This window comes from Microbacterium sp. AC035 (genome assembly GCF_979258485.1).
In genome coordinates, this window is the sequence record NZ_OZ409858.1 from 2,954,684 (window position 1) to 2,973,848 (window position 19,165).

Sequence of the window (19,165 nt, forward strand, 5' to 3'; positions counted from 1 at the left end):
CCCCAGAAGTCCCCCAGAGAAGAGGAAGTCCATGTTCACAGCACGAGGCAAGCGCTCTGTCTTCGCCGTCGGCCTTGTCGCCGCGGCGGCACTCACCCTGTCCGCCTGCGGTTCGAGCGAATCGCTCGGCGAGCCGGCCGACTCCGGCGAGAGCTCGGGCAGCGGCGACACGATCGTCGTCGGCTCCCAGGCGTACTACTCCAACGAGATCATCGCCGAGATCTACGCTCAGGCGCTCGAAGGCGCCGGCTTCGACGTCGAGAAGCAGCTCAGCATCGGTCAGCGCGACGCGTACATGCCCGATGTCGAGTCCGGCGAGATCGACGTCTTCCCCGAGTACACGGGCAGCCTGCTCGAGTACATCTCGGACGATGAGATCGACGTGACGAGCCCCGATGACGTCTATGCCGCTCTGCAGGATGCCCTGCCCGAGAGCCTGACCGCCCTCGATTTCGCCGAGGCGACCGATCAGGACTCCTACACGGTGCTCAAGAGCTTCGCCGAGGAGAACGGCCTGACCACGATCGGCGACCTCAGCAAGGTCACCTCGCAGGTCACGATCGGCGCCGCCCCCGAGTTCGAGCAGCGTCCGTACAGCCCGGCTGCGGCCAAGGAGGTCTACGGCGTCGACCTGGCGTTCTCGGCCACCGGCCCGACCACGCTCGAGTCGCTGCTCGCAGGGCAGATCCAGGTCGCAGACATCTACACCGCCGACCCTGCGTTCGAGACGGAGGAGATCGTCGCTCTCGAAGACCCCGAGAACCTGATCATCTCGTCGAACGTGGTGCCGATCGTGTCGAGCGACATCGCCGATGACGTCTCCGATGTGCTCAACGCCGTCAGCGCCAAGCTGACCGGTGAGGAGCTCGTCGCCCTCAACGTGCTGAGCACGGTCGACCAGCAGTCGTCGGAGGACATCGCCAAGAAGTGGCTGGAGGACAACGACCTCGTCTGATCGCGAGTCGTTCTCATGAGAAGTGCCCGGGCCCTCAGGGTCCGGGCACTTCTGCGTGTGAGGTGCGGTCGTCCCTCGCGCCGGGTGAGTGCGCTAGACCCGGGCATCCTGCCGCGGGATCAGCACCTGCTTGATGATGATGAGGATGGATGCCGCGACGGGCACCGCCACGAGAGCGCCGAGCAGGCCGAGCAGCGTGCCACCGGCGAGGGCGCCGATCACGACGAGGGCTCCCGGAACGGCGACCGCCTTGTTCATGACGCGCGGGGTGATGACGTACGCCTCGATCTGCATGTACACGAGGTAGATGAGAGCGAAGACGAGCGCTGCGATCGGGTCGCTGAACAGCGCGAGGCTCGTGCCGATGATCCAGAAGATCACGGATCCGACGAGCGGGATCAGGGTGATGCAGAAGGCGACCGTCGCCATCAGCGGCGGGAACGGCAGCCCCAGGAACACGTAGAGCAGGAACGCGAGCACGGCGTTGCAGAACGCGAGCACGACCATTCCCATCACGTAGGCGCCGACCGAGTCGGTGATCTGGTCGGTGATGTCGCTTGCGCGAGCGCGGTCACGGGCGGGAGCGAGACGCAGCATCCCGGTCTTGATCGAGGGCAGTGTCGCAACGAAGTAGAGCGTGAGCACGAGCACGACGATGATGCCCGAGACGGCGTTGGCGATCGAGGCGCCGACCTGCAGCGCCCCACCGCCGATCGCGGCGATGTTGCCCGGATCGGAGAGGAACTTCTGCACCTCTGCGACGAGGTCCTGGAACTGGTCGCCGAACTGGGCGTCGAGTGTCGCATAGATGTCGCTGCGCGTGAACTCCTGGATCAGCCCCGGCACCGATCGCACGAAGCTCGCGATCTGGTCGATCACGACCGGAAGCACCATCCACACGACGAGGCCCGCCACGACGATGAGTCCGAGGATCGCGACCACCACGGAGATGGCCCGCGACAGCCCTCGCCGTTCGAGGAACCGCACGGTGGGGTCGAGCCCCAGGGCGGCGAACAGGGCGAGTGCGATGTAGATGAGCACGGTCGACAGGTTCGCGACCGCCAGACCGAGCACGATGGCGGCGAGGCCGCCGAGCGTCACCAGGAATCCGAACACGAACGGACGGTCGATGCGCGTCCAGAACGACCGGCTCGGCGTCATGGGCTCGACGACGCCGTGACGGGAGGCGGGCGACGCCGTCGAGTCGCGCGGACCGGTCGCCGCGACGGAGGCGGGCCCTGTCGTGGGCGAGCTCGCGGACGCGGAGCCGTCAGCGGATGCGTCGGTCGACGAGGGCTCGTGCTCGGACGCCGAGGGCTCGCGCTCGGATGCCGGGGGTGGGGCGGATGCGGCAGCGGATCCGCTCGAGGACGGCTCGTGCTCTTCTCGGCTCATGTGCTCACGATAGCGTTCGACCAGGGCGCGACCGAGGAGCCATCCCCCGTCCGGGGTGGGGTCGTTCAGCCCCGTGTTTCCGTAGAGTAGGGGGCATGACCGCCGCCGAAGACCCCCGGGCTGAACTCCTCCGACTGCGCTCGAGCATCGACAACATCGACGCAGCACTCATCTTCATGCTCGCCGAGCGCTTCCGTGCCACGCAGCAGGTCGGCCAGCTCAAGGCGGAGCACGAGATGCCGGCATCCGACCCGGGGCGCGAGGAGCAGCAGGTCGCACGCCTCAAGGCGCTGGCCGAGGAGGCGCATCTCGATCCGGAGTTCGCCGAGAAGTGGTTCAACTTCGTGGTGGCCGAAGTCATCCGCCATCACACCGAAGCCGCCGAGGGGCGATGATCCGGCCGTCCGGGCGGATGACAGTGTGTGCAGCACTCACCCGCCCGGGGACCGAACTAAGTTTATTGAATAAACTATGACCGAGGGTACGCAGAACCACCAGGTCTGTCAACCAATTCCTGCAACGGGACCGGCACCATGCTGAACAGCGACGACGCACTCGACACTCAGGCCTCCGTTCGCCGCGCGAACCTGCGCCGGGCGCTGCAGCTCGTGTTCCGCAACCCCGGCTCGGAGACGAGGGCGGGAATCGCGCGCGCCACCGGTCTCACGGCGGCGACCGCGTCATCCCTCGTGGCCGAGCTCATCGACCTGCGGCTGATCGTCGACGGGGAACAGGCTGCCAGCACGGGAGGCAAGAGGGCGACGACTCTGAGCATCGAGGCCGAGCATCACGTGATCCTCGTGCTCGTGATCAGACCGACCGACGCACGGATCGCGCTGGTCGCGCTCGACGGCGCCGAGGTCGAGACGAGACGGGTCGCGTTCTCCGACGAGTCGCGGGACCGGATGCTCGACGACGCCGTGGCCGATGTCGCGGCCGAGTATTCCGGACGCCTGCTCGTCGCCGGCGTGCAGCTCCCGGGCACGACGGACGGACGCCGCGTGTTCGAGAGCGTGCAGCTGGGATGGACGGACGTGCCGCTCGCCGAGCGCTTCGAAGCGGCGCTCGGGATTCCCGTGCTGCTCGTCAACGACGTGGATGCCGAGGCGATCGCCGAAGCGGCCAGGGAGGACGAATCCTCGGGCTATCGGCTGTTCATCCACATCGGCACCGGCATCGGCGCGGCGGTCACCCTCGACGGCGAGCTCGCTCCGGGCCCTCGTGATCGCGCGGGCGAGATCGGCCACGTTCAGGTGGAGTTCGGCGATGGCGCACGGACGTGCCGGTGCGGGCGACGCGGGTGCCTCGAGTCGGCATCGTCGATGACCGCCATGCTCGGTGATGACTTCGATGACGCCATGGACGACGGGGCCATCACGGCGCTCGCCGCTGCTGCCGACGGCGAGCACCTGGCTGAAGGAGCACGGGCGCTCGGCCGCACCGTCAAGCTCATCGCCGCCGTGCTCGACGCGGCCGAAGTCGTGATCGGCGGACCCGCGCGGGCGCTGGGCGACAGATTCCTGCCGCTCGTGCAGGCAGAGGTCGACTACACCGCCACAGGCACCGCGAACGTGCCGGTGCGGTACGCGGATTCGGACGCGTCTATCTCGACGGGCGTCGCTCAGGTGGCGCTCTCGAGTGCGTTGGGCGTGCGCTGGAGTCCGGCGCAGCTGCGCGCGGCATCCGCTCCGGAACCCGACGCCGGCGACTGACGCGCTGCGCGGCCGACACCGGAGGTCGCGGCCGCTCTCGCGTCCGACCCTCAGCGCGGTGAAGCGATCCCGACGAGTGCGGCGATGAGCCCGGCCATCACCAGGATCGCGATCGCGAGGTAGTGGACGATCTTGCCGGTGACGAGCATCGGAAGGTCCGGTCCGTCGTACGATGCGGGGTTGAACATCAGGCCGCGGGCGCCGAAGCTCCACCGGATGCCGAACCCGATCCGTCGCAGCGCACGCGATGGTGCAGCGAACGTCCGCCCGCTCTGTTCGCGAGGCGCCTTCCATGCCGCTTGCGCCGCGTACCAGGCGATGACGAAGAAGGGCATCGCGAGAGACACGGCCCAGGCGATGAGGGCGACCCCGATCAGGGTGCCCATCCCGGGGTCGAGCGATCGGATGAAGAACAGCCCGAGCGCCGTGAGTCCGACCGCTGCCGGAACGAGCACCACGCCCCATCCCCACCCCGGGTGTGCGTCACCTGACGGTCGTCGATCAACCCGTCCAGCATCCTGCCATGTCATATATTGCCCCCCTGCATGACCACCCTAGACGGCACCCGCAGCGTCCCCTCGACATACTTCGGGAAGACGACGGATGCGGAGCGCCACCCGGGGTGGCGCTCCGCATCCGGTCCGCAGGTTCTACTTCACGCTGCCGGCGGTGAGGCCGCCGACGAGGCGCTTCTCGATGAGCATGAACAGGATGACGACGGGCAGGATCGCGACGATCGAGACGCCGAACACGTACTGCCAGCTGGTCTCGTACTGACCGACGAACTTGGTGAGCGCGACCGACAGCGGCTGGTTCTTGTCGGTCGAGAGGATCACGAGCGATGCGGCGAACTCGTTCCAGCAGGCGACGAACGTGAAGACGATCGCGGTCACGATGCCCGGCCACACCAGCGGCAGGTTGATCTTGAACAGCACGGTGAAGCGTCCGGCACCGTCGATCTGAGCGGCCTCGTCGATCTCCTTGGGGATGCCGGCGAAGAACGAGTGCATGATCCACACGGCGAACGACAGGTTGAACGCCGCGTTGATGAAGATCATCGCTGCCCACGTGTCGCTGAGCCCGAGCACCGTGAACTGGCGGAACAGGCCGGAGGTGAGCACGGCCGGCTGCAGCATCTGCGTCACGATCACGAGGAACAGGAAGACCATGCGCCCGGGGAACTTGAAGCGGGCCGTGTAGTACGCGGCAGGCAGCGAGACGACGAGCACCAACAGCGTCGCGAACACGGCGATGATGATCGTCGAGATCAGGTTGTACGGCAGCGGCGTCTCGGGGGTCGACCACATCGAGATGTAGTTCTCCCAGTGCCACTCGAGCGGCAGGTAGGTCGGATCGACCGAGCGGATCTGCGACTTCGTCTTCACGGAGCCGAAGAACATGATCAGATACGGCAGCACGAAGATCGCGAGCACGAGGATGCCGGCGGCCATGCGCAGGATGACGCGGGGCAGCGTCACCTGGTCTTCGGTGTAGCGGCGCTTGCGCCCCGGGATGCGGGGGGCGGGCTCGGAGCCGGCGGTGGTGACGAGGGCGGTCTCGGTCAGGGTCATGATCAGACCTCCTTCATGGGCTTGACGGCCTTGACGTAGATCGCGACGATCACGATCACGATGAGGAAGGCGACGACGGAGAGCGCGCTGGCGACGTCGACCTTCTTCTGCAGCTCGATGTACTTGAAGATCATCGTCATGATCGTGTCGGCGCCGTAGCCCGGTATCGACCCGGTCATCACCTTGAGGATCGGCAGCGAGTTGAACACGTTGATGATGTTGATGAGGATCGCGACCGCGAGGGCGCTGCGCAGCTGGGGGACGACGACGGTCCAGTAGGTGCGGGTGGGGCCTGCGCCGTCCATCTTCGCGGCCTCGAGGGTGTCGGCCGGGACCGTCTGCAACCCGGCGAGGATCGTGTACGTCGTGAAGGGCAGCGACACGAAGATCGCGATCACGATCGACCAGGCGAAGGCGGTGGCCGGGTTCTTGGTCCAGCCGTAGCCGACCGCGTCGTCGGAGAGTCCGATGTCGTAGAGGAACTTGTTGAACACCCCGAAGTACGGCTCGAGGCTGTAGTAGAAGACCATCGTGGTCATCACGACGGATGCCGCCCACGGCACGATGACGGCCATGCGCACGATCTGTCGGCCGGGGAAGGCCTTGTTGAGGATCTGCGCGAGTCCGAGCGAGATCAGCACCGTGAAGGTCACGACCGCCACGACCCAGATGATCGTGCGGAAGATGATCGGCCAGAACTCGGCGAACGTGAACACGGTCACGAAGTTGTCGAAGCCGACCGAGCCCTTGTCGAGGCCCGAGAGCGAGATGTCGCGGGTGGAGTTGAAGAACATCACCCCGGCGGGGAACAGCACCACGCCGATGATGAGCAGCAGGGCGGGGGCGATCCAGGGCAGCGCCTGGAGCAGGTCCTTGCCTCCCGGCCTGCCGCGGGTCGCGCCCGTGCGGCGCCCCGGGGTGCGGGGGCGGCCGGTGGCCGCCCCCGCGAGGTTCGAGGATTCTTTCGTCTGGCTCATGGGAATACCCGAACCTCTCCGTCGCTTGGTGTGGACAGGGTCAGCGGGGCTCAGCCCGCGTCGACCTGTGCCTGGATCTCGGCGAGGACGTCCTGCGCCGGCTTCGACTGCAGCTGACCGAACAGCGCCTTGAAGGCTCCGTCGGTGGCCGACCACTTCTCATTCGTCGACGGGTAGAACTGCGCGTCGGGCAGCACGTCGAGGAAGGGCTTGAGAGCCTCCTCGCCGGCGAGCTGCTCGGCACCCGACTTGGTGACGGGCAGGAAGCCCTCGGCCTGCACCCACGGCACGTACACGTCGGCCGAGTAGTAGTAGTCGAAGAAGGCGGTGATCGCCTCCTGCTTGTCGCCGTCGTTCTGGAACGCCATCAGCTGGTCCATGACGCCGAGCGTGAACGGCGAGCCGTCTTCGGTCGGGATCGGGACGATCGAGTAGTCGAGCTCGGGGTTGCCCTCCTCGATCTGGCCCACCGTCGGCGGCAGGCCGACCTGCATGCCGATCTTGCCCTGGATGAAGATGTCCATCAGGGGCGAGCGCTGGGTCGAACCGGGGTCTGCCTGAGTGGCGCCCGCGTCGATCATCTTCTTGATCTGCTCGGCACCGGCAAGGTTCTCGGGGGTGTCGATCGTGATCTCGGTGGCATCGCCGAACGAGCCGCCGCCGCCCCAGAGCCACACGGCCGCCTCGGCCTGAGCCTCTTCGGAGCCGAGCGGCATGCCGTATCCGGCCACGCCGCCGCCGAGTGCCGACACCTTGGTAGCGGCATCGAGCAGCTCGTCCCAGGTCGTCGGAGCCTCGACGCCGGCCTGCTCGAGCAGAGCGTTGTTGACGAACAGTGCGCGGGCCGACGCGATCAGCGGCAGGGCGTAGGCGGTGCCGTCGACCTCGGCGTTCGCGAGGAACGCGTCCTGGAAGTCGGAGTAGGTCTCCTCCGAGACCACGTCCTCGACCGGGTAGAGCAGCTCGTCGCCGACGAAGCCGGCGAAGGGGCCGCCGTTGTAGATGTCGGGAGCCTCACCGGCCTGGATCTTGGTGGAGACGACCTTCTCGAGGTTGTCCCACGACTGCACCTCGAGATCGACCTTGATGTCGGGGTTCTCCTTCTCGAACCCGTCGATCACGTCTTCCCACAGGCCCTTGGTGGCGTCGGAGTAGCTGGGGACGAGGAGGTTGAGAGTGGTCTCGCCCTCCGCGTCTCCACCGCCGCCGGTCGAGCCGCCGAACCCGCACGAAGCGAGCGTGAGAGTGGCGGTTGCCGCCAGGGCAACGGCGCCGAATCGCAGTGACTTCTTCATGTGTATTGCATTCCTCACTGTGTAGGTGGTGCACAGTCGCAAGCACAACTCACGCGACGGTGCGTGTGATCGCCTTCCCTGGGTGGCTGGGCGATCGGTTCGAGCCGGATCGGCTCGAGGAACCCTCCATGGACCGGATCTCCGGAGGGGCGGTGGAACTTGTTCGATTATTTGTCAGGAGAATAAACAAATCAAGAGGAAGCCTTGCAAGGATTCCTTTTGTCGACATACTATGATCGAATAAGCCGCTAAACAATCACAAACTTGCAACATCTCATCCGAAGGGCCCGACATGACCGAACTTCTGCCCGGCGCACACATGCGCGAAGAACTGAACTCGCAGCCCGAGACCTGGGCCCGCGCGGCCGATCTCCGCGACATGCAGGCGCTGCTGCCGGCATCCGGAGCCCGCATCGCCGTCGTCGGATGCGGCACGTCGTGGTTCATGGCTCAGTCGTACGCGTTCCTGCGCGAGACGGCGGGGCAGGGCGAGACCGATGCGTTCGCGGCATCCGAGGCCTTCGTCGACCGCGGCTACGACGCCGTCGTCGCGCTGACGCGTTCGGGCACGACGACAGAGGTGCTCGAACTGGTCGAGCGCATCAAGGGCCGCGTTCCGACGATCGGTGTGATCGGCGACGAGACCTCGCCGCTCGTCTCGCTCGTCGACGAGGCCGTGCTGCTGCCGTTCGCCGATGAGAAGTCGGTCGTGCAGACCCGCTTCGCGACCACCGCTCTGGCGCTGTTCCGCGCCTCGCTCGGCGAAGACCTCACGGGCGCGATCGATGATGCCGCAGCCGTGCTCGCCGCTGGCTACGACGACGAGCTGCGGGATGCCGAGCAGTACTCGTTCCTGGGTCGCGGCTGGACCGTGGGGCTCGCGCACGAGGCCGCTCTGAAGATGCGCGAGTCGTCGCAGTCGTGGACCGAGTCGTACTCGTCGATGGAGTACCGCCACGGCCCGATCGCGATCGCCGCACCCGGCCGCGTGACCTGGCAGTTCGGCGAGGCGCCGGACGGCTTGGCCGCCCAGGTCGAGGCCACGGGGGCGCGGTTCGTGCAGCATCCGATCGACCCGCTCGCCGACCTCGTGCGCCTGCACCGCGTCGCCCTCGACAGGGCCGTCGCGCGCGGGCTCGACCCCGACCAGCCGCGCAACCTCACGCGATCCGTCATCCTGGATGCATGACCCGACCCACCAACGGAGCGATCGATGACCAGCCCTGAGGATGCCGCGAGCATCGCCGATGTCGTGACTGACGCAGCGGGCGAGAGGCTCGCCGCCGCTCGCCCGCTCGGCAACGGTGCGCCGGTGCTGGCTTTCGACGTGGGCGGCACCGACATCAAATCGGCGCTGTTCGATGCCGATGGCACCGCCCTGGGTCTGCGCCGCACCCCGACTCCCGTGGCCGCCGGCGATCGCACCGAAGTGCTCATCGAGCGGCTCGGAGTGCTCGCCGCCGAGCTGCGGGCCGAGCATCCCGACGTCGTGCCGCAGGCGGCCGGACTCGTGGTGCCGGGGATCGTCGATGCGGAGGCCGGTCTCGGCGTCTTCGCCAGCAACCTCGGATGGCACGACTCGCCGCTGCGCGATCTCGCCTCGGAGAGGCTCGGACTGCCCGTGGCGTTCGACCATGACGTGCGCGCGGCGAGCTGGGCGGAGCACCGCCTGGGCGGTGCCCGCGCCTACTCGAACTCGGTCGTGCTGGTGATCGGCACCGGCATCGCCGGCGCGCTGCTCGTCGGCGGAGAGCCCTACACCGCGGGCGGCTATGCGGGTGAGATCGGTCACTCGCCGATCGCCGACGGCCCCGCCTGCGCCTGCGGTGCCCGGGGCTGCCTCGAGGTGGTGGCGTCTGCCGGAGCGATCGCGCGACGTTATCGCGAGGCTACGGGCATCACCCCCGACGGCGCCAAAGATGTGATCGCTCGTGCCACTGCCGGCGACCGCGTGGCCTCCGAGATCTGGAACTCGGCGCTCGACGCCCTCACTCTCTCGCTCGCCCAGCTCACCGCGGTCGTCGCACCGGAGGCCATCGTGATCGGCGGCGGCCTCTCCCGCGCGGGCGGGGCGCTCTTCGACGAACTGCGCGCCCGGCTGGCTGAACGGCTCAGCTTCCACCGCATCCCCGAACTCGTCCCTGCCGAGCTGTCGGGCAACGCCGGCATCCTGGGCGCGGCTCTGCGCGCGAGGGAGCTCGCATGATCCTCACCGTCACGCCGAACCCGGCCCTCGACCTCACCTGGCACGTCGATCGACTCACTCTCGGAGAGACGCACAGAGCGGATGCCGGCGCAGTGCGAGCCGGCGGCAAGGGCCTGAACGTCGCGAGGGTCGCCCACGCTCAGGGGGCCTCGGTGCTCGCCGTGTCCACCGCCGGCGGCCGCAGCGGCGTCGAGCTCGCCGCCGAGCTCGGTGCCAGCGGGGTTCCTCACCGGCTGGTGCCCGTGGTGGGTGCCACTCGGCAGAGCATCGCGATCGTCGACGCGGCGCTCGGAGACACGACGGTCGTCAATGAGAGGGGTGTGAACCCCTCCGATCCCGAGTGGGCGGCACTGCTCGGCGAGGTCGTCGATGCCCTCCCCGGCGCGCAGGTGCTCGTGATCTCGGGCAGCCTGCCGCCCGGGGCGCCCGAGACGCTGCTGCCTCTGCTGATCGGCACGGCTCGGGATGCGGGCGTGCCCGTGATCGTCGACACCTCGGGACCGGCTCTCCTGCACGCGGCGGATGCCGGCGCATCCGTGCTCAAGCCCAACGCCGCCGAGCTCGTCGAGGCGACCGGCATCACCGACCCGGTCGGCGGTGCCCGCTCGCTGATCGAGCGCGGTGTCGATCTCGTGCTGCTGTCGCTCGGCGCCGAAGGGATGCTCGCCGTCACGGCATCCGAGGTGCTGCACGCCCGTCTCGACGCCCCGCTCGCCGGAAACCCGACCGGCGCCGGTGATGCAGGAGTGGCCGCGTGCGCGGTGCTCTATGCCGACGGCATCCGTGATCCCGAGACCGTTCTGCGCCGCGCCACCGCGTGGTCGGCCGCCGCCGTGCTCATGCCGCTCGCGGGAGAGATCTCCGACGACTGGCAGGCGCTCGAGCAGCGCCTCGTCGTCGCCCCCTACGACTCCGCCCTTCGAGAGGACCCCCTGTGACCCTGGTCTCCGCCCGCGAGCTCGTGACGGATGCCGCGGTTCGCGGCACCGGCATCGGCGCCTTCAACGTGATCCATCTCGAGACCGCCGAGGGGCTGGTGCGCGCCTCGGCCGCCGCCGGGCTGCCCGTGATCCTGCAGATCTCGCAGAACTGCGCCGACTATCACGGTGGCCTCGAGCCGATCGCGCTGGCGACTCTCGCGGTCGCCCGTCACGCACAGACGCCGGTCGCGGTGCACCTCGATCACGCCGAGCGCCCTGAGCTCGTCGATGAGGCGATCGCCCTCGGCTTCGGCTCGGTCATGTTCGACGGCGGAGCGCTGCCCTATGACGACAACGTCGCGATCACGGCTGCCGTCGCCGAGCGAGCCCATGCGGCCGGCGTCTACGTCGAGGGCGAGCTGGGCGAGGTCGGCGGCAAGGACGGTGCCCACGCACCGGGCGTGCGCACCGACCCCGACGAGGCGCGGGCGTTCGTGGCCGCGACCGGAGTCGATGCACTCGCCGTCGCGGTGGGCTCGTCGCACGCCATGACGGACCGCACGGCATCCCTCGACCTCGCTCTCATCGCACGCCTGCGCGAAGCCCTCCCCGTTCCCCTCGTGCTGCACGGATCATCGGGAGTCTCGGACGCCGTGATCGCCGACGCCGTGCGCGCGGGCATGACGAAGATCAACGTCTCGACGCACCTGAACGGGTTCTTCACCCGTGCCATCCGCGCGACCCTCGACACCGATGAGAGGCTCGTCGACTCGCGCAAGTACCTCATCCCTGCGCGCGATGCGCTCGCCGGGGAGGCGGCGCGGATGCTGCGCCTGTTCGCCCTCGAGTCCACCGAGGTGGCGGGGTGAGTCACGCGAAGGCGGGCAGGATGGTGACATGAAGCGCGCCGCCCGTCTGAATGCGATCCTCGATCTGCTGGCCGCGGACGGCGAGGTGAACGTCGACGAGCTCGTCGAGCGCTTCGGCGCCTCGGCCGCCACCACCCGCCGCGATCTCGACTCGCTCGCCGAGCAGCGTCTGCTCACCCGCACGCATGGCGGGGCCGTCGCGCACTCGGTCGCCTACGAGCTGCCGATCCGCTACAAGAGCCATCAGCGCTCGCACGAGAAGGAGAGCATCGCCCAGGCCGCCGCCGCGCTCGTCACGCCGGGCATGGTCGTCGGGCTGTCCGGTGGAACCACGACCACCGCGATCGCCGCAGCGATCGCCGCTCGCGACGATCTCTCGGCCGGGCCGGGCATCACGGTGGTGACCAACGCCGTGAACATCGCCGCCCAGCTCGCGACCCGACCCGACATCAAGGTCGTGGTCACGGGCGGAGTGATCCACTCGCGCAGCTACGAGCTGGTGGGCCCGTTCGTCGAGCAGCTGCTGAGGGGAGTGCGGCTCGACATCGCCTTCATCGGAGTCAACGGAATGGATGCCGTTGCCGGAGCCACCACGCAGGATGAACGCGAAGCGGCGGTGAACCGCATGATGGCCGAACGAGCCCGCCGAGCCGTGGTCGTCACCGACAGCAGCAAGATCGGCACTGTGGCGTTCGCTGCCGTCGGCGGCCCGGAGCTGTTCCCCGTGCTCCTGACCGACGACGGCGCGGATGCCGCGACTCTGGCCGCGTTCCGCGACGCGGGCTACGAGGTCCAGACCGCCTGACCGGCCGATCAGTCCTCGGACCGCACCAGCTCGCCGGTCGGTCCGTCCGCGGGCCCGAAGAGCGAGAGCGCGTCGCCGCGCATCATCGCCCCATCGGACAGTGCGAGCCACGGCACGACGCCCTCGGGGCAGCCGGCTTCCGTGTGTCCCCCCGAGAACTCGAGGTGGATGATTCCACCGTCCCGGCCATTCCAGACCCCGGAGTGCGTGTTGCAGCCGTCGAAGCCGACCAACGACCCATCCGCATTCAGGGTCAGGGTCACGCCCGGATCGTCCGGGGACGTCCATTCGCCCACCGCCGCCGCACCCGGTGAGGGTGTCGAGTCAGTGGCCGTGGGGGTCGGCGTCGCTGAACTCATCCCCTGGTCGGTGCACCCCACCGACACCGCCGCGCCGAAGACGGCCACTGCGACGAATGCGAGCACTCGTTTCGACCTCATGACGACCAGCTCTCCGCACGCCGGGCACACTGCCGTCGGTGCTGAATGTGCCTGTGATCTTCGCATGCGGACTCGACTCTCACAAGCAACACAGTGCCGAACTCCTGGTGGGGATGCCGCGACCCCTCTCGCGACATCCCCGGAGTAGATGGTGTCCTGTCGTTCCCTCACACTCCCCAGTGCACGAGGGTTTCCCCAGTTCGACTGCGCCTCCCTCGCGCTTCGTTTCCGAAGCCCTTCGCCGGCACCTTCTGGAGATAAGGAGCGGCCCATCGATGTTCTGATACATCGACTGGAGAAAAGTTTCAGAGTCCGCTTCCGTGGCATTGGAAAGGCGCGCTGAGACCGGTGGATTCGGCTGCCGCGGCCAGGGCGACAGCCGGGCGTGCGCCGGCCGCCAGCTCGGAGTGCACGGCCCCGAGCAGCTCGCAGGCGATGTCGTCCGCCACGACCACGGGGGCGGCGATGACACAGCCCGTGCCGGCGTGCAGCCAGACCCGCGTCATCCCCAGTGCCTCCTCGCCCCAGCGCACCGATGAACGACCCAGCTCGCAGGCCGAGAGCACCACGGTCTCGGGCGCGCGCGAGATCAGGTCGACGTCATAGCCGAACAGGGTGCCGTCGTGGAGTTCGAACCCCGAGAACATCGGATTGTCGACCGCGTGCCGACCGTGGGCGGCGATGTGCAGCACGTCGACCTGCTCGGCGAGCTCTGTGACGGCCGATACCCGTGCACTCTCGCCGGTCAGCATCCGCGCGTCGCGCCACGCTTCGGCGGCCCGGCGCACCTCCTCCTCGGCGCGAGCAACCCGAGGCCCGGTCGCGAACCCCGCCGTCGGCCTCGGCGCCGCTGTCTCGCCTGCCGACGCGTCGCTTGCCGACGCCAGGCCCGGGCGTTGCGGCGCCACCGTCGGTGCCTCCGGCCGCTGATGCGCCGACGAGGGACCGGGGTGTCGACGCGCCCCGCCGAGCAATCGCGACACCGAGGTCGCGATCGTGAACGGCGTTCCACGCATGCCGGGGAGCATCGCCCACGGGATGCCGCCGAGAATTCCTGGCACCGTCAGCGCGAGACGGGCGGCCCCGCCCGTCGCCGCGCGGGTAGGTGCGAGGAGCGCGTCGTCGAGCAGCCGCAGCCTCTCGTCGAGCGACCGCGCCACGATGTGCGCCATCTGGCCGCCGCGGGTGAGGGCGGCGACGTCGAGGTCGGCGCGGAGTCCGTCGAGTGCGGCTTCGATGCGCGGCAGCGACAGCTCGACGATCGACGAAGCGGATGCCGTCACCACGACGCAGAGCAGCTCGTCGCGCGTGAAGACGTAGGCGAGGATCGCCGTGTCATCGTCGAGCCGGGCCATCGTCTCGCGCAGCCCGAGGCGTTCGTGGTTCCCGCCGACACCGGTCGATGACCATTGCCGGTCGCGAACCCGATCCCGCAGCTCGCGCACCCGGGAATCGGTCGTCCAGTCCGACCCTGCGAGGTCGGCGCGCAGCATGCGCAGTTCAGCCAGGTCGGCCGAAAGCTCCTCGTCGTGCGGTGGGCGCACCGGAGCGACCTGCTGACTCAGGTGCCTGGCGCGCTCCGACCACTCGAAGAGCACCCCGGGATCGCGTGATCGTGCGGCGGCAGCGAGCCCGGTGAACATCAGCTCGGTGCCGTGCATCGCCACGGAGGCCTGCAGGTCGAGCGCGCCGAACGACTGCTGCCACGCGGTGAGCAGCTCGAGCCCGTCGGCGGCCGCGCGTCGGGCATCGGCATCCTTGCCTGCAGACGCCGCACGCACCGCACGCACCTCGTGCTGCCGCAGGCGCAGGGGAGTCGGGGCGTCGGAGGTGAGCCGTGGCAGTCGCCCTCCGTCAGCGAGGCGTGCCGTGAGAGACAGGGCGGTGGCCTCTGTGCGGAATCCTCCACGGGCGAGCGCTGCGGCGGTGCGCGTGAAGTCCTCGGTGTGCGGTGCGGCCTTCGGGTGGGCGAGCAGTCGGGCTTCCAGCCGCACCGCCTCGGCACGCGCGGCCCAGCTCTCGCTTCCCAGTGCGGCGAAGCGGCGGGATGCGGTCGCGGCGGAACGCTCGGCAGAAGCGGCGTCGTGCCGCAGCAGCGACCGGGCGAGGTGGAACTCGGCCTCGCCGCGTGCCTGTCGCATCCGCTGTGCACCGAACCGCACCGCGACCGTGCCGAGCAGCTCTTCGGCCTCTGTGGTGAGGCCGGCGTCACGCAGCACCTCGGCACGGTCGAGGTCGCTGATCGCCGCGGCGAGGTCGCTCGTGGCGGCGAGAATCGGCCGCGATCGGGTCATCAACCCGAGCGCCGTGACGAGGTCGCCGCCGAGCAGTGCGGCGTAGCCGAGGTTGTGGCGGGCTTCGGCGAGCGGTGCGTCTGCCCCATGGGCCTCATAAGCGGCGATGGCCCGCAGCAGATCGGCCGAGCAGTCGTCGAGCCGGTGCCGCTGCATGCTGACGATCGACCGGCTCATCAGGCAGTTCGCGCTCTCGATCGAGCCCTCATCGAGGCCGTCGATCGCCTTCGTGAGAAACAGGTCGGCCTCGTCGAGGCGTCCGCCATGCATGAGCAGCGTGCCCAATTGCCCGTTCGCGAGGGCCACCGTCTCGTCGCTGAGCCCCGGGCGCGACAGCGCTGCACGCGAGAGGCGCTCGGCCTCGGCCGGCTGGCCCGTCTGAGCGAGCACGTAGGCCATGGTCCCGTCGATGCGCGCGCGCAGATCGTCGTCGTCGGTGCGCGCGGATGCGGTCGTCAGCGCTCGCCGCGCCTGCGCGAACCGTCGGGAGTTGGCTGCGTCGACGCCGCGCTGATGCAGCTCGAGAGCAGACAGGGGCACTTCACCAGAATGCCGGTACGCCAGGTTTCAGGGAAGGCCTGCGGCCGCATCCGGTTTTCTGGGCGCCCGGATGGCTGGCCGATGCCCGGATGGCTGGTGATGTGATCGTGTGCGGTCGGCCATCCGGGCATCCTTCAGCCATCCGGTTCGTGGCTACCGGTCCGTGCCTGCCCGGCCGGGGCTACCCGCCCGACGCCGGCGACGGCAGCGTCTTCAGCACCGCGGCGACGGCCTTGGCCGCGGCATCCGCGGTGATGCCCTGCGATGGCACCGGGCCCAGCTGTGCGGCGATGCGCCCTGCGACGTAGGGAGCCGCGAACGACGTGCCGCTCCAGATCGAGAAGCCCCCGCGGTAGTCGTCGGGGTCGATGGTCTCGCGCCGCAGACCTTCGACGTCTGCCCTGGTGATCGCCTGCTCGCCACCGACGAAGGCGGGTGACGTGCTGACCACGGCGGCGCCGGGCGCGTACACCTGCACCCACGGGCCGATGTTCGAGAACAGCGCGATCGACCGAGCCGACGGGTTGAGGGCACCGACCGACACGTGCGGCGCATCCTTGTCACGAGGGATGCCGTTGTCGGCGCCCGGCCAGGGCCACAGCGAGGCCGGGAATGACGGCCGGTCGATGGCGTCGTTGCCCGCCGAGCAGACCACCACGCACCCGAGCGCACGTGCCGTGGTGAGCAGGGCGTTGAGGGTCAGGCTGAACTGACCGTCGACCGGGGTCTCGTGGTAATACCCCAGCGACAGGTTGAGCACGTCGATCGGATGCCCGGTCGACGGGTCCTCGCGGTGTCGCCGCAGCAGCTCGACGACCTGCGCGACCGTGGTCAGGAAGGTGCTCTCGTCGATCACGCCGAGCGCGCCGGCCATGCGGATCGAGAGGATGTCGGCATCCGGTGCCGTCTGGCGGATGATGCCCGCGATGAATGTCCCGTGCCCGGCGACGGCGTCGATCTCTCCATCGAGCTGTCCGTAGAGGTCGGGGTAGCGCTCGGGGTCGGCGTCGTCGGTGAGGCCGATCGGCACGCCGTCGAGCTCGATGTGCCGGGTGACGATGTCGTCGGGCAGCCAGTCGTGCACTCCGCATCCGGTGTCGAGCACCGCCACCACGGGGCGGCGGCCGCGTTTCGGGGCTGCCGTGCGCCGTGGCGCCGGTCCGAGCCAGGTCACCGGCTGGCGCGCGCCGCGCCCCGGCTCGAGGTAGTCGTCGCTGCCGCCGGCTCCTCCGCCCGCGCCGCGCACCGGGTTGGTGCGGCTGAACGGGTTGGTGCGGCTGAAGGGATTCGTGCGGCTGAACGGATTGAGGCCGACAGGGTCGATCGACAGCACGTGCTCGAGGCTGGTCCTCGGCATCGGCGTGCCGGAGCTGCGGCGGGCGCGCTGCAGGACGCGCCAGGCATCGGGCGGCACCGGAGACTCGCCGCGGGTCGGCTCGTCGGGCGTGGTGAGGCGGGCGCGGAGGAAGCCGGGCACCCCGGGAACCAGCGGAACGGCGGCGCGGACTGCATCCGGTGATTCGATCTCGAGATTCCAGCCGAACGAGCCGGCCGCTGCGCGAAGCTCGCGGATCTCCTCGTCGTACGCCTCCTGGCCGTTCTCCTGATCCTGCGTGATCAGCAGACGCTCCTGCAGGTAGGCCGTGGGAAACGCCCTGACGCCGTCGACGGGTTCGACCGACGGATCGAGAGCCGTCCCCCGTCTGATCGATCCCTCAGCTCTGTCCTGCCAGCTCCACCCCTTGGGCTGCTCCATCGTCGGTCCTCTCCTCGCGGGCGGACCCGCATCCTGTGCGGGATGAGCCCGCGTCCTGTGCGGGGGACCCCGCGATGTGTGCGGGTCGGCCCGCTTCCGGTGAGTGAGGTCCTGCGTGGTGCGGGAGTCGCCCAGCGGTGGTGTGCACGGGTCGCCCCGTCATGCGCGCGGGAGTCCCCGCGGTGGATCACAACTCGAACTGCGGGGTCGACATGGTTCGCTCCTGATCGCCGACCATGGTGCGCAGACGCACGAGAGTCAGTCCGTCGGGCACATCGTCGAACATGAAGCGACCCGTGTCGTTGGTCGTCGTGGTGCGGATGCGTTCGCCCTGCGCGAGTTCGATCGCATGCGAGATCGAGTCGACCCAGCCGTCGACCCGGTGCGCACCGCTCGCCGTGCGCGTGACGTGCAGCAGGATGCTGGTGGTGCCGTCGCTGAACTGCAGGGTCAGTGCATCGGCGTCACCGCGCACGGCGCCGAGCGGTTCCTCGACGAGGGTGAGCAGTGCGTACTCCTCCGAGAGACCCTCAGCCGCAACCGTCGCGATCATGCGATCGATCAGAGCGGCCGGCATCGGATCGACATCGCGCCAGAGCGAACGCAGCTGCGCGAACAGCTCGGCGTCTTCGTGGTTGTCGCCACCGTGGGCGCCGTCGTTCTCGCTCATGAGCTGCCCTCCGTTCGTGGTGTCGGTGCATCGAGCAGATCGCGCAGTTTCGCGAGGCAGCGTTGACGGGTGGGTCCGATGCTGCCGACGGGCATCGCGAGGTCGGCGGCGAGGCGGGCGTAGTCCGGTCGCTCCTCGAAGGCGATCACTCGCAGCAGGCGCTGGCACCGGTCGGCGAGGAGGTGAACCGCGGCCCACAGCCGTCGCTTCTCGTCCCCGACGGTGGCGTGATGCTCGGCCGACTGCTGCTCAGGAAGCAGTGCGTCGAGGGCATCCGACTCCGTCGCGTCGACCCTGTTGTGGGCTTTGCCGGCCCGCCAGGCCTCGCGGCGTGCGGTGGTGGTGAGCCAGGCCGACACCGCCTTCGGATCGGTGATCGAGCGGTGCCCCCGAACCAGCTGCAGCCACGTCGTCTGGATGACGTCTTCGGCCAGGGTGCGGTCGAGCCCGTAGGCGCGCACGACATGCCAGAGCACAGGCGTCATCAGCCGCACGAGGTCGTCCATCGCGCGGCTGTCGCCGTCCCGCCATGCGTCGAAGAACTCGGCGGCTCGCTTCCAGCGTGCCGCTCCGTCGTCCGGTGCAGGATCGAGGGCGGCGCCGTCGGGTGCGCCGTCGATCATGAGTCCCATTGTGATCACACCAGTCAGGAGCACGGCAAGAGCCTGGTGATACATGGACTCGGTATGTTTTTCGGAATATTGGTGAGATTGAGTCCGAGGGTCATCACGGGGGGCGTCTGCAGGACGGATGAGCGTCT

General features: G+C 68.9%; 18 protein-coding genes. 8 read left to right on the forward strand and 10 right to left on the reverse strand.

The genetic code is table 11. The features are described from left to right. The first annotated feature begins 31 nt into the window (after window positions 1-31). A complete protein-coding gene (locus ACZ0AA_RS14305; RefSeq protein ID WP_463513310.1) occupies window positions 32-955 on the forward strand; it encodes an ABC transporter substrate-binding protein in 924 nt (307 codons plus the stop codon). Between the two features lie 93 nt (window positions 956-1,048). On the opposite strand, the gene ACZ0AA_RS14310 is transcribed toward ACZ0AA_RS14305, so the two are convergent. Then, entirely contained in the window at window positions 1,049-2,350 is a 1,302-nt protein-coding gene (locus tag ACZ0AA_RS14310; RefSeq protein ID WP_463513311.1) for an AI-2E family transporter, read from the reverse strand. Between the two features lie 95 nt (window positions 2,351-2,445). Here ACZ0AA_RS14310 and ACZ0AA_RS14315 point away from each other — a divergent pair, with 95 nt between their 5' ends. Then, window positions 2,446-2,745, forward strand: coding sequence for a chorismate mutase (locus ACZ0AA_RS14315; RefSeq protein ID WP_400863180.1), 300 nt, complete (start codon window positions 2,446-2,448; stop codon window positions 2,743-2,745). A gap of 138 nt (window positions 2,746-2,883) precedes the next feature. After that, window positions 2,884-4,062: an ROK family protein gene (locus ACZ0AA_RS14320; protein WP_463513312.1), complete on the forward strand. Its 1,179-nt coding sequence runs from the start codon at window positions 2,884-2,886 to the stop codon at window positions 4,060-4,062. A 50-nt stretch (window positions 4,063-4,112) separates the two neighbouring features. Here ACZ0AA_RS14320 and ACZ0AA_RS14325 read toward each other — a convergent pair whose 3' ends face one another. The 4 genes from ACZ0AA_RS14325 to ACZ0AA_RS14340 form a co-directional block, all read right to left on the reverse strand. After that, window positions 4,113-4,520, reverse strand: coding sequence for a hypothetical protein (locus ACZ0AA_RS14325; RefSeq protein ID WP_463513313.1), 408 nt, complete (start codon window positions 4,518-4,520; stop codon window positions 4,113-4,115). A gap of 192 nt (window positions 4,521-4,712) precedes the next feature. After that, window positions 4,713-5,633, reverse strand: a complete 921-nt coding sequence (locus tag ACZ0AA_RS14330; protein ID WP_463513314.1) for a carbohydrate ABC transporter permease — start codon at window positions 5,631-5,633, stop codon at window positions 4,713-4,715. A gap of 2 nt (window positions 5,634-5,635) precedes the next feature. Beyond that, complete coding sequence (locus tag ACZ0AA_RS14335; protein ID WP_463513315.1) at window positions 5,636-6,610, reverse strand: carbohydrate ABC transporter permease; 975 nt, start codon at window positions 6,608-6,610, stop codon at window positions 5,636-5,638. A 50-nt stretch (window positions 6,611-6,660) separates the two neighbouring features. Then, window positions 6,661-7,905: an extracellular solute-binding protein gene (locus ACZ0AA_RS14340; protein ID WP_400863172.1), complete on the reverse strand. Its 1,245-nt coding sequence runs from the start codon at window positions 7,903-7,905 to the stop codon at window positions 6,661-6,663. Between the two features lie 292 nt (window positions 7,906-8,197). Here ACZ0AA_RS14340 and ACZ0AA_RS14345 point away from each other — a divergent pair, with 292 nt between their 5' ends. From ACZ0AA_RS14345 to ACZ0AA_RS14365, 5 genes are read left to right on the forward strand one after another with little or no spacing between them, the layout of a single operon-like run. Then, entirely contained in the window at window positions 8,198-9,094 is an 897-nt protein-coding gene (locus tag ACZ0AA_RS14345) for an SIS domain-containing protein (protein ID WP_463513316.1), read from the forward strand. Window positions 9,095-9,118: 24 nt separating this feature from the next. After that, window positions 9,119-10,111, forward strand: a complete 993-nt coding sequence (locus ACZ0AA_RS14350; RefSeq protein ID WP_463513317.1) for an ROK family protein — start codon at window positions 9,119-9,121, stop codon at window positions 10,109-10,111. Beyond that, window positions 10,108-11,049 carry a 1-phosphofructokinase family hexose kinase gene (locus ACZ0AA_RS14355; protein WP_400863166.1) on the forward strand — a complete coding sequence of 314 codons (942 nt, stop codon included), beginning with the start codon at window positions 10,108-10,110 and terminating at the stop codon, window positions 11,047-11,049. Before ACZ0AA_RS14350 ends, ACZ0AA_RS14355 begins: the two co-directional genes overlap by 4 nt. Further along, window positions 11,046-11,900, forward strand: a complete 855-nt coding sequence (locus ACZ0AA_RS14360; protein ID WP_400863164.1) for a class II fructose-bisphosphate aldolase — start codon at window positions 11,046-11,048, stop codon at window positions 11,898-11,900. Before ACZ0AA_RS14355 ends, ACZ0AA_RS14360 begins: the two co-directional genes overlap by 4 nt. A gap of 28 nt (window positions 11,901-11,928) precedes the next feature. Further along, window positions 11,929-12,705 (forward strand): DeoR/GlpR family DNA-binding transcription regulator, encoded by a 777-nt coding sequence (locus tag ACZ0AA_RS14365; RefSeq protein WP_400863163.1) that lies wholly within the window; start codon window positions 11,929-11,931, stop codon window positions 12,703-12,705. An 8-nt stretch (window positions 12,706-12,713) separates the two neighbouring features. On the opposite strand, the gene ACZ0AA_RS14370 is transcribed toward ACZ0AA_RS14365, so the two are convergent. From ACZ0AA_RS14370 to ACZ0AA_RS14390, 5 genes are all read right to left on the reverse strand, one after another. Further along, entirely contained in the window at window positions 12,714-13,145 is a 432-nt protein-coding gene (locus ACZ0AA_RS14370) for an META domain-containing protein (RefSeq protein ID WP_400863161.1), read from the reverse strand. A gap of 305 nt (window positions 13,146-13,450) precedes the next feature. Beyond that, a complete protein-coding gene (locus ACZ0AA_RS14375) occupies window positions 13,451-15,979 on the reverse strand; it encodes a CHAT domain-containing protein (protein WP_463513318.1) in 2,529 nt (842 codons plus the stop codon). Window positions 15,980-16,160: 181 nt separating this feature from the next. Next, window positions 16,161-17,735, reverse strand: coding sequence for a S8 family peptidase (locus ACZ0AA_RS14380; RefSeq protein WP_463513319.1), 1,575 nt, complete (start codon window positions 17,733-17,735; stop codon window positions 16,161-16,163). A gap of 187 nt (window positions 17,736-17,922) precedes the next feature. Next, window positions 17,923-18,405, reverse strand: coding sequence for a hypothetical protein (locus tag ACZ0AA_RS14385; protein ID WP_463513320.1), 483 nt, complete (start codon window positions 18,403-18,405; stop codon window positions 17,923-17,925). Next, a complete protein-coding gene (locus ACZ0AA_RS14390; RefSeq protein WP_463513321.1) occupies window positions 18,402-19,028 on the reverse strand; it encodes an RNA polymerase sigma factor in 627 nt (208 codons plus the stop codon). Before ACZ0AA_RS14390 ends, ACZ0AA_RS14385 begins: the two co-directional genes overlap by 4 nt. Window positions 19,029-19,165: the final 137 nt, after the last annotated feature.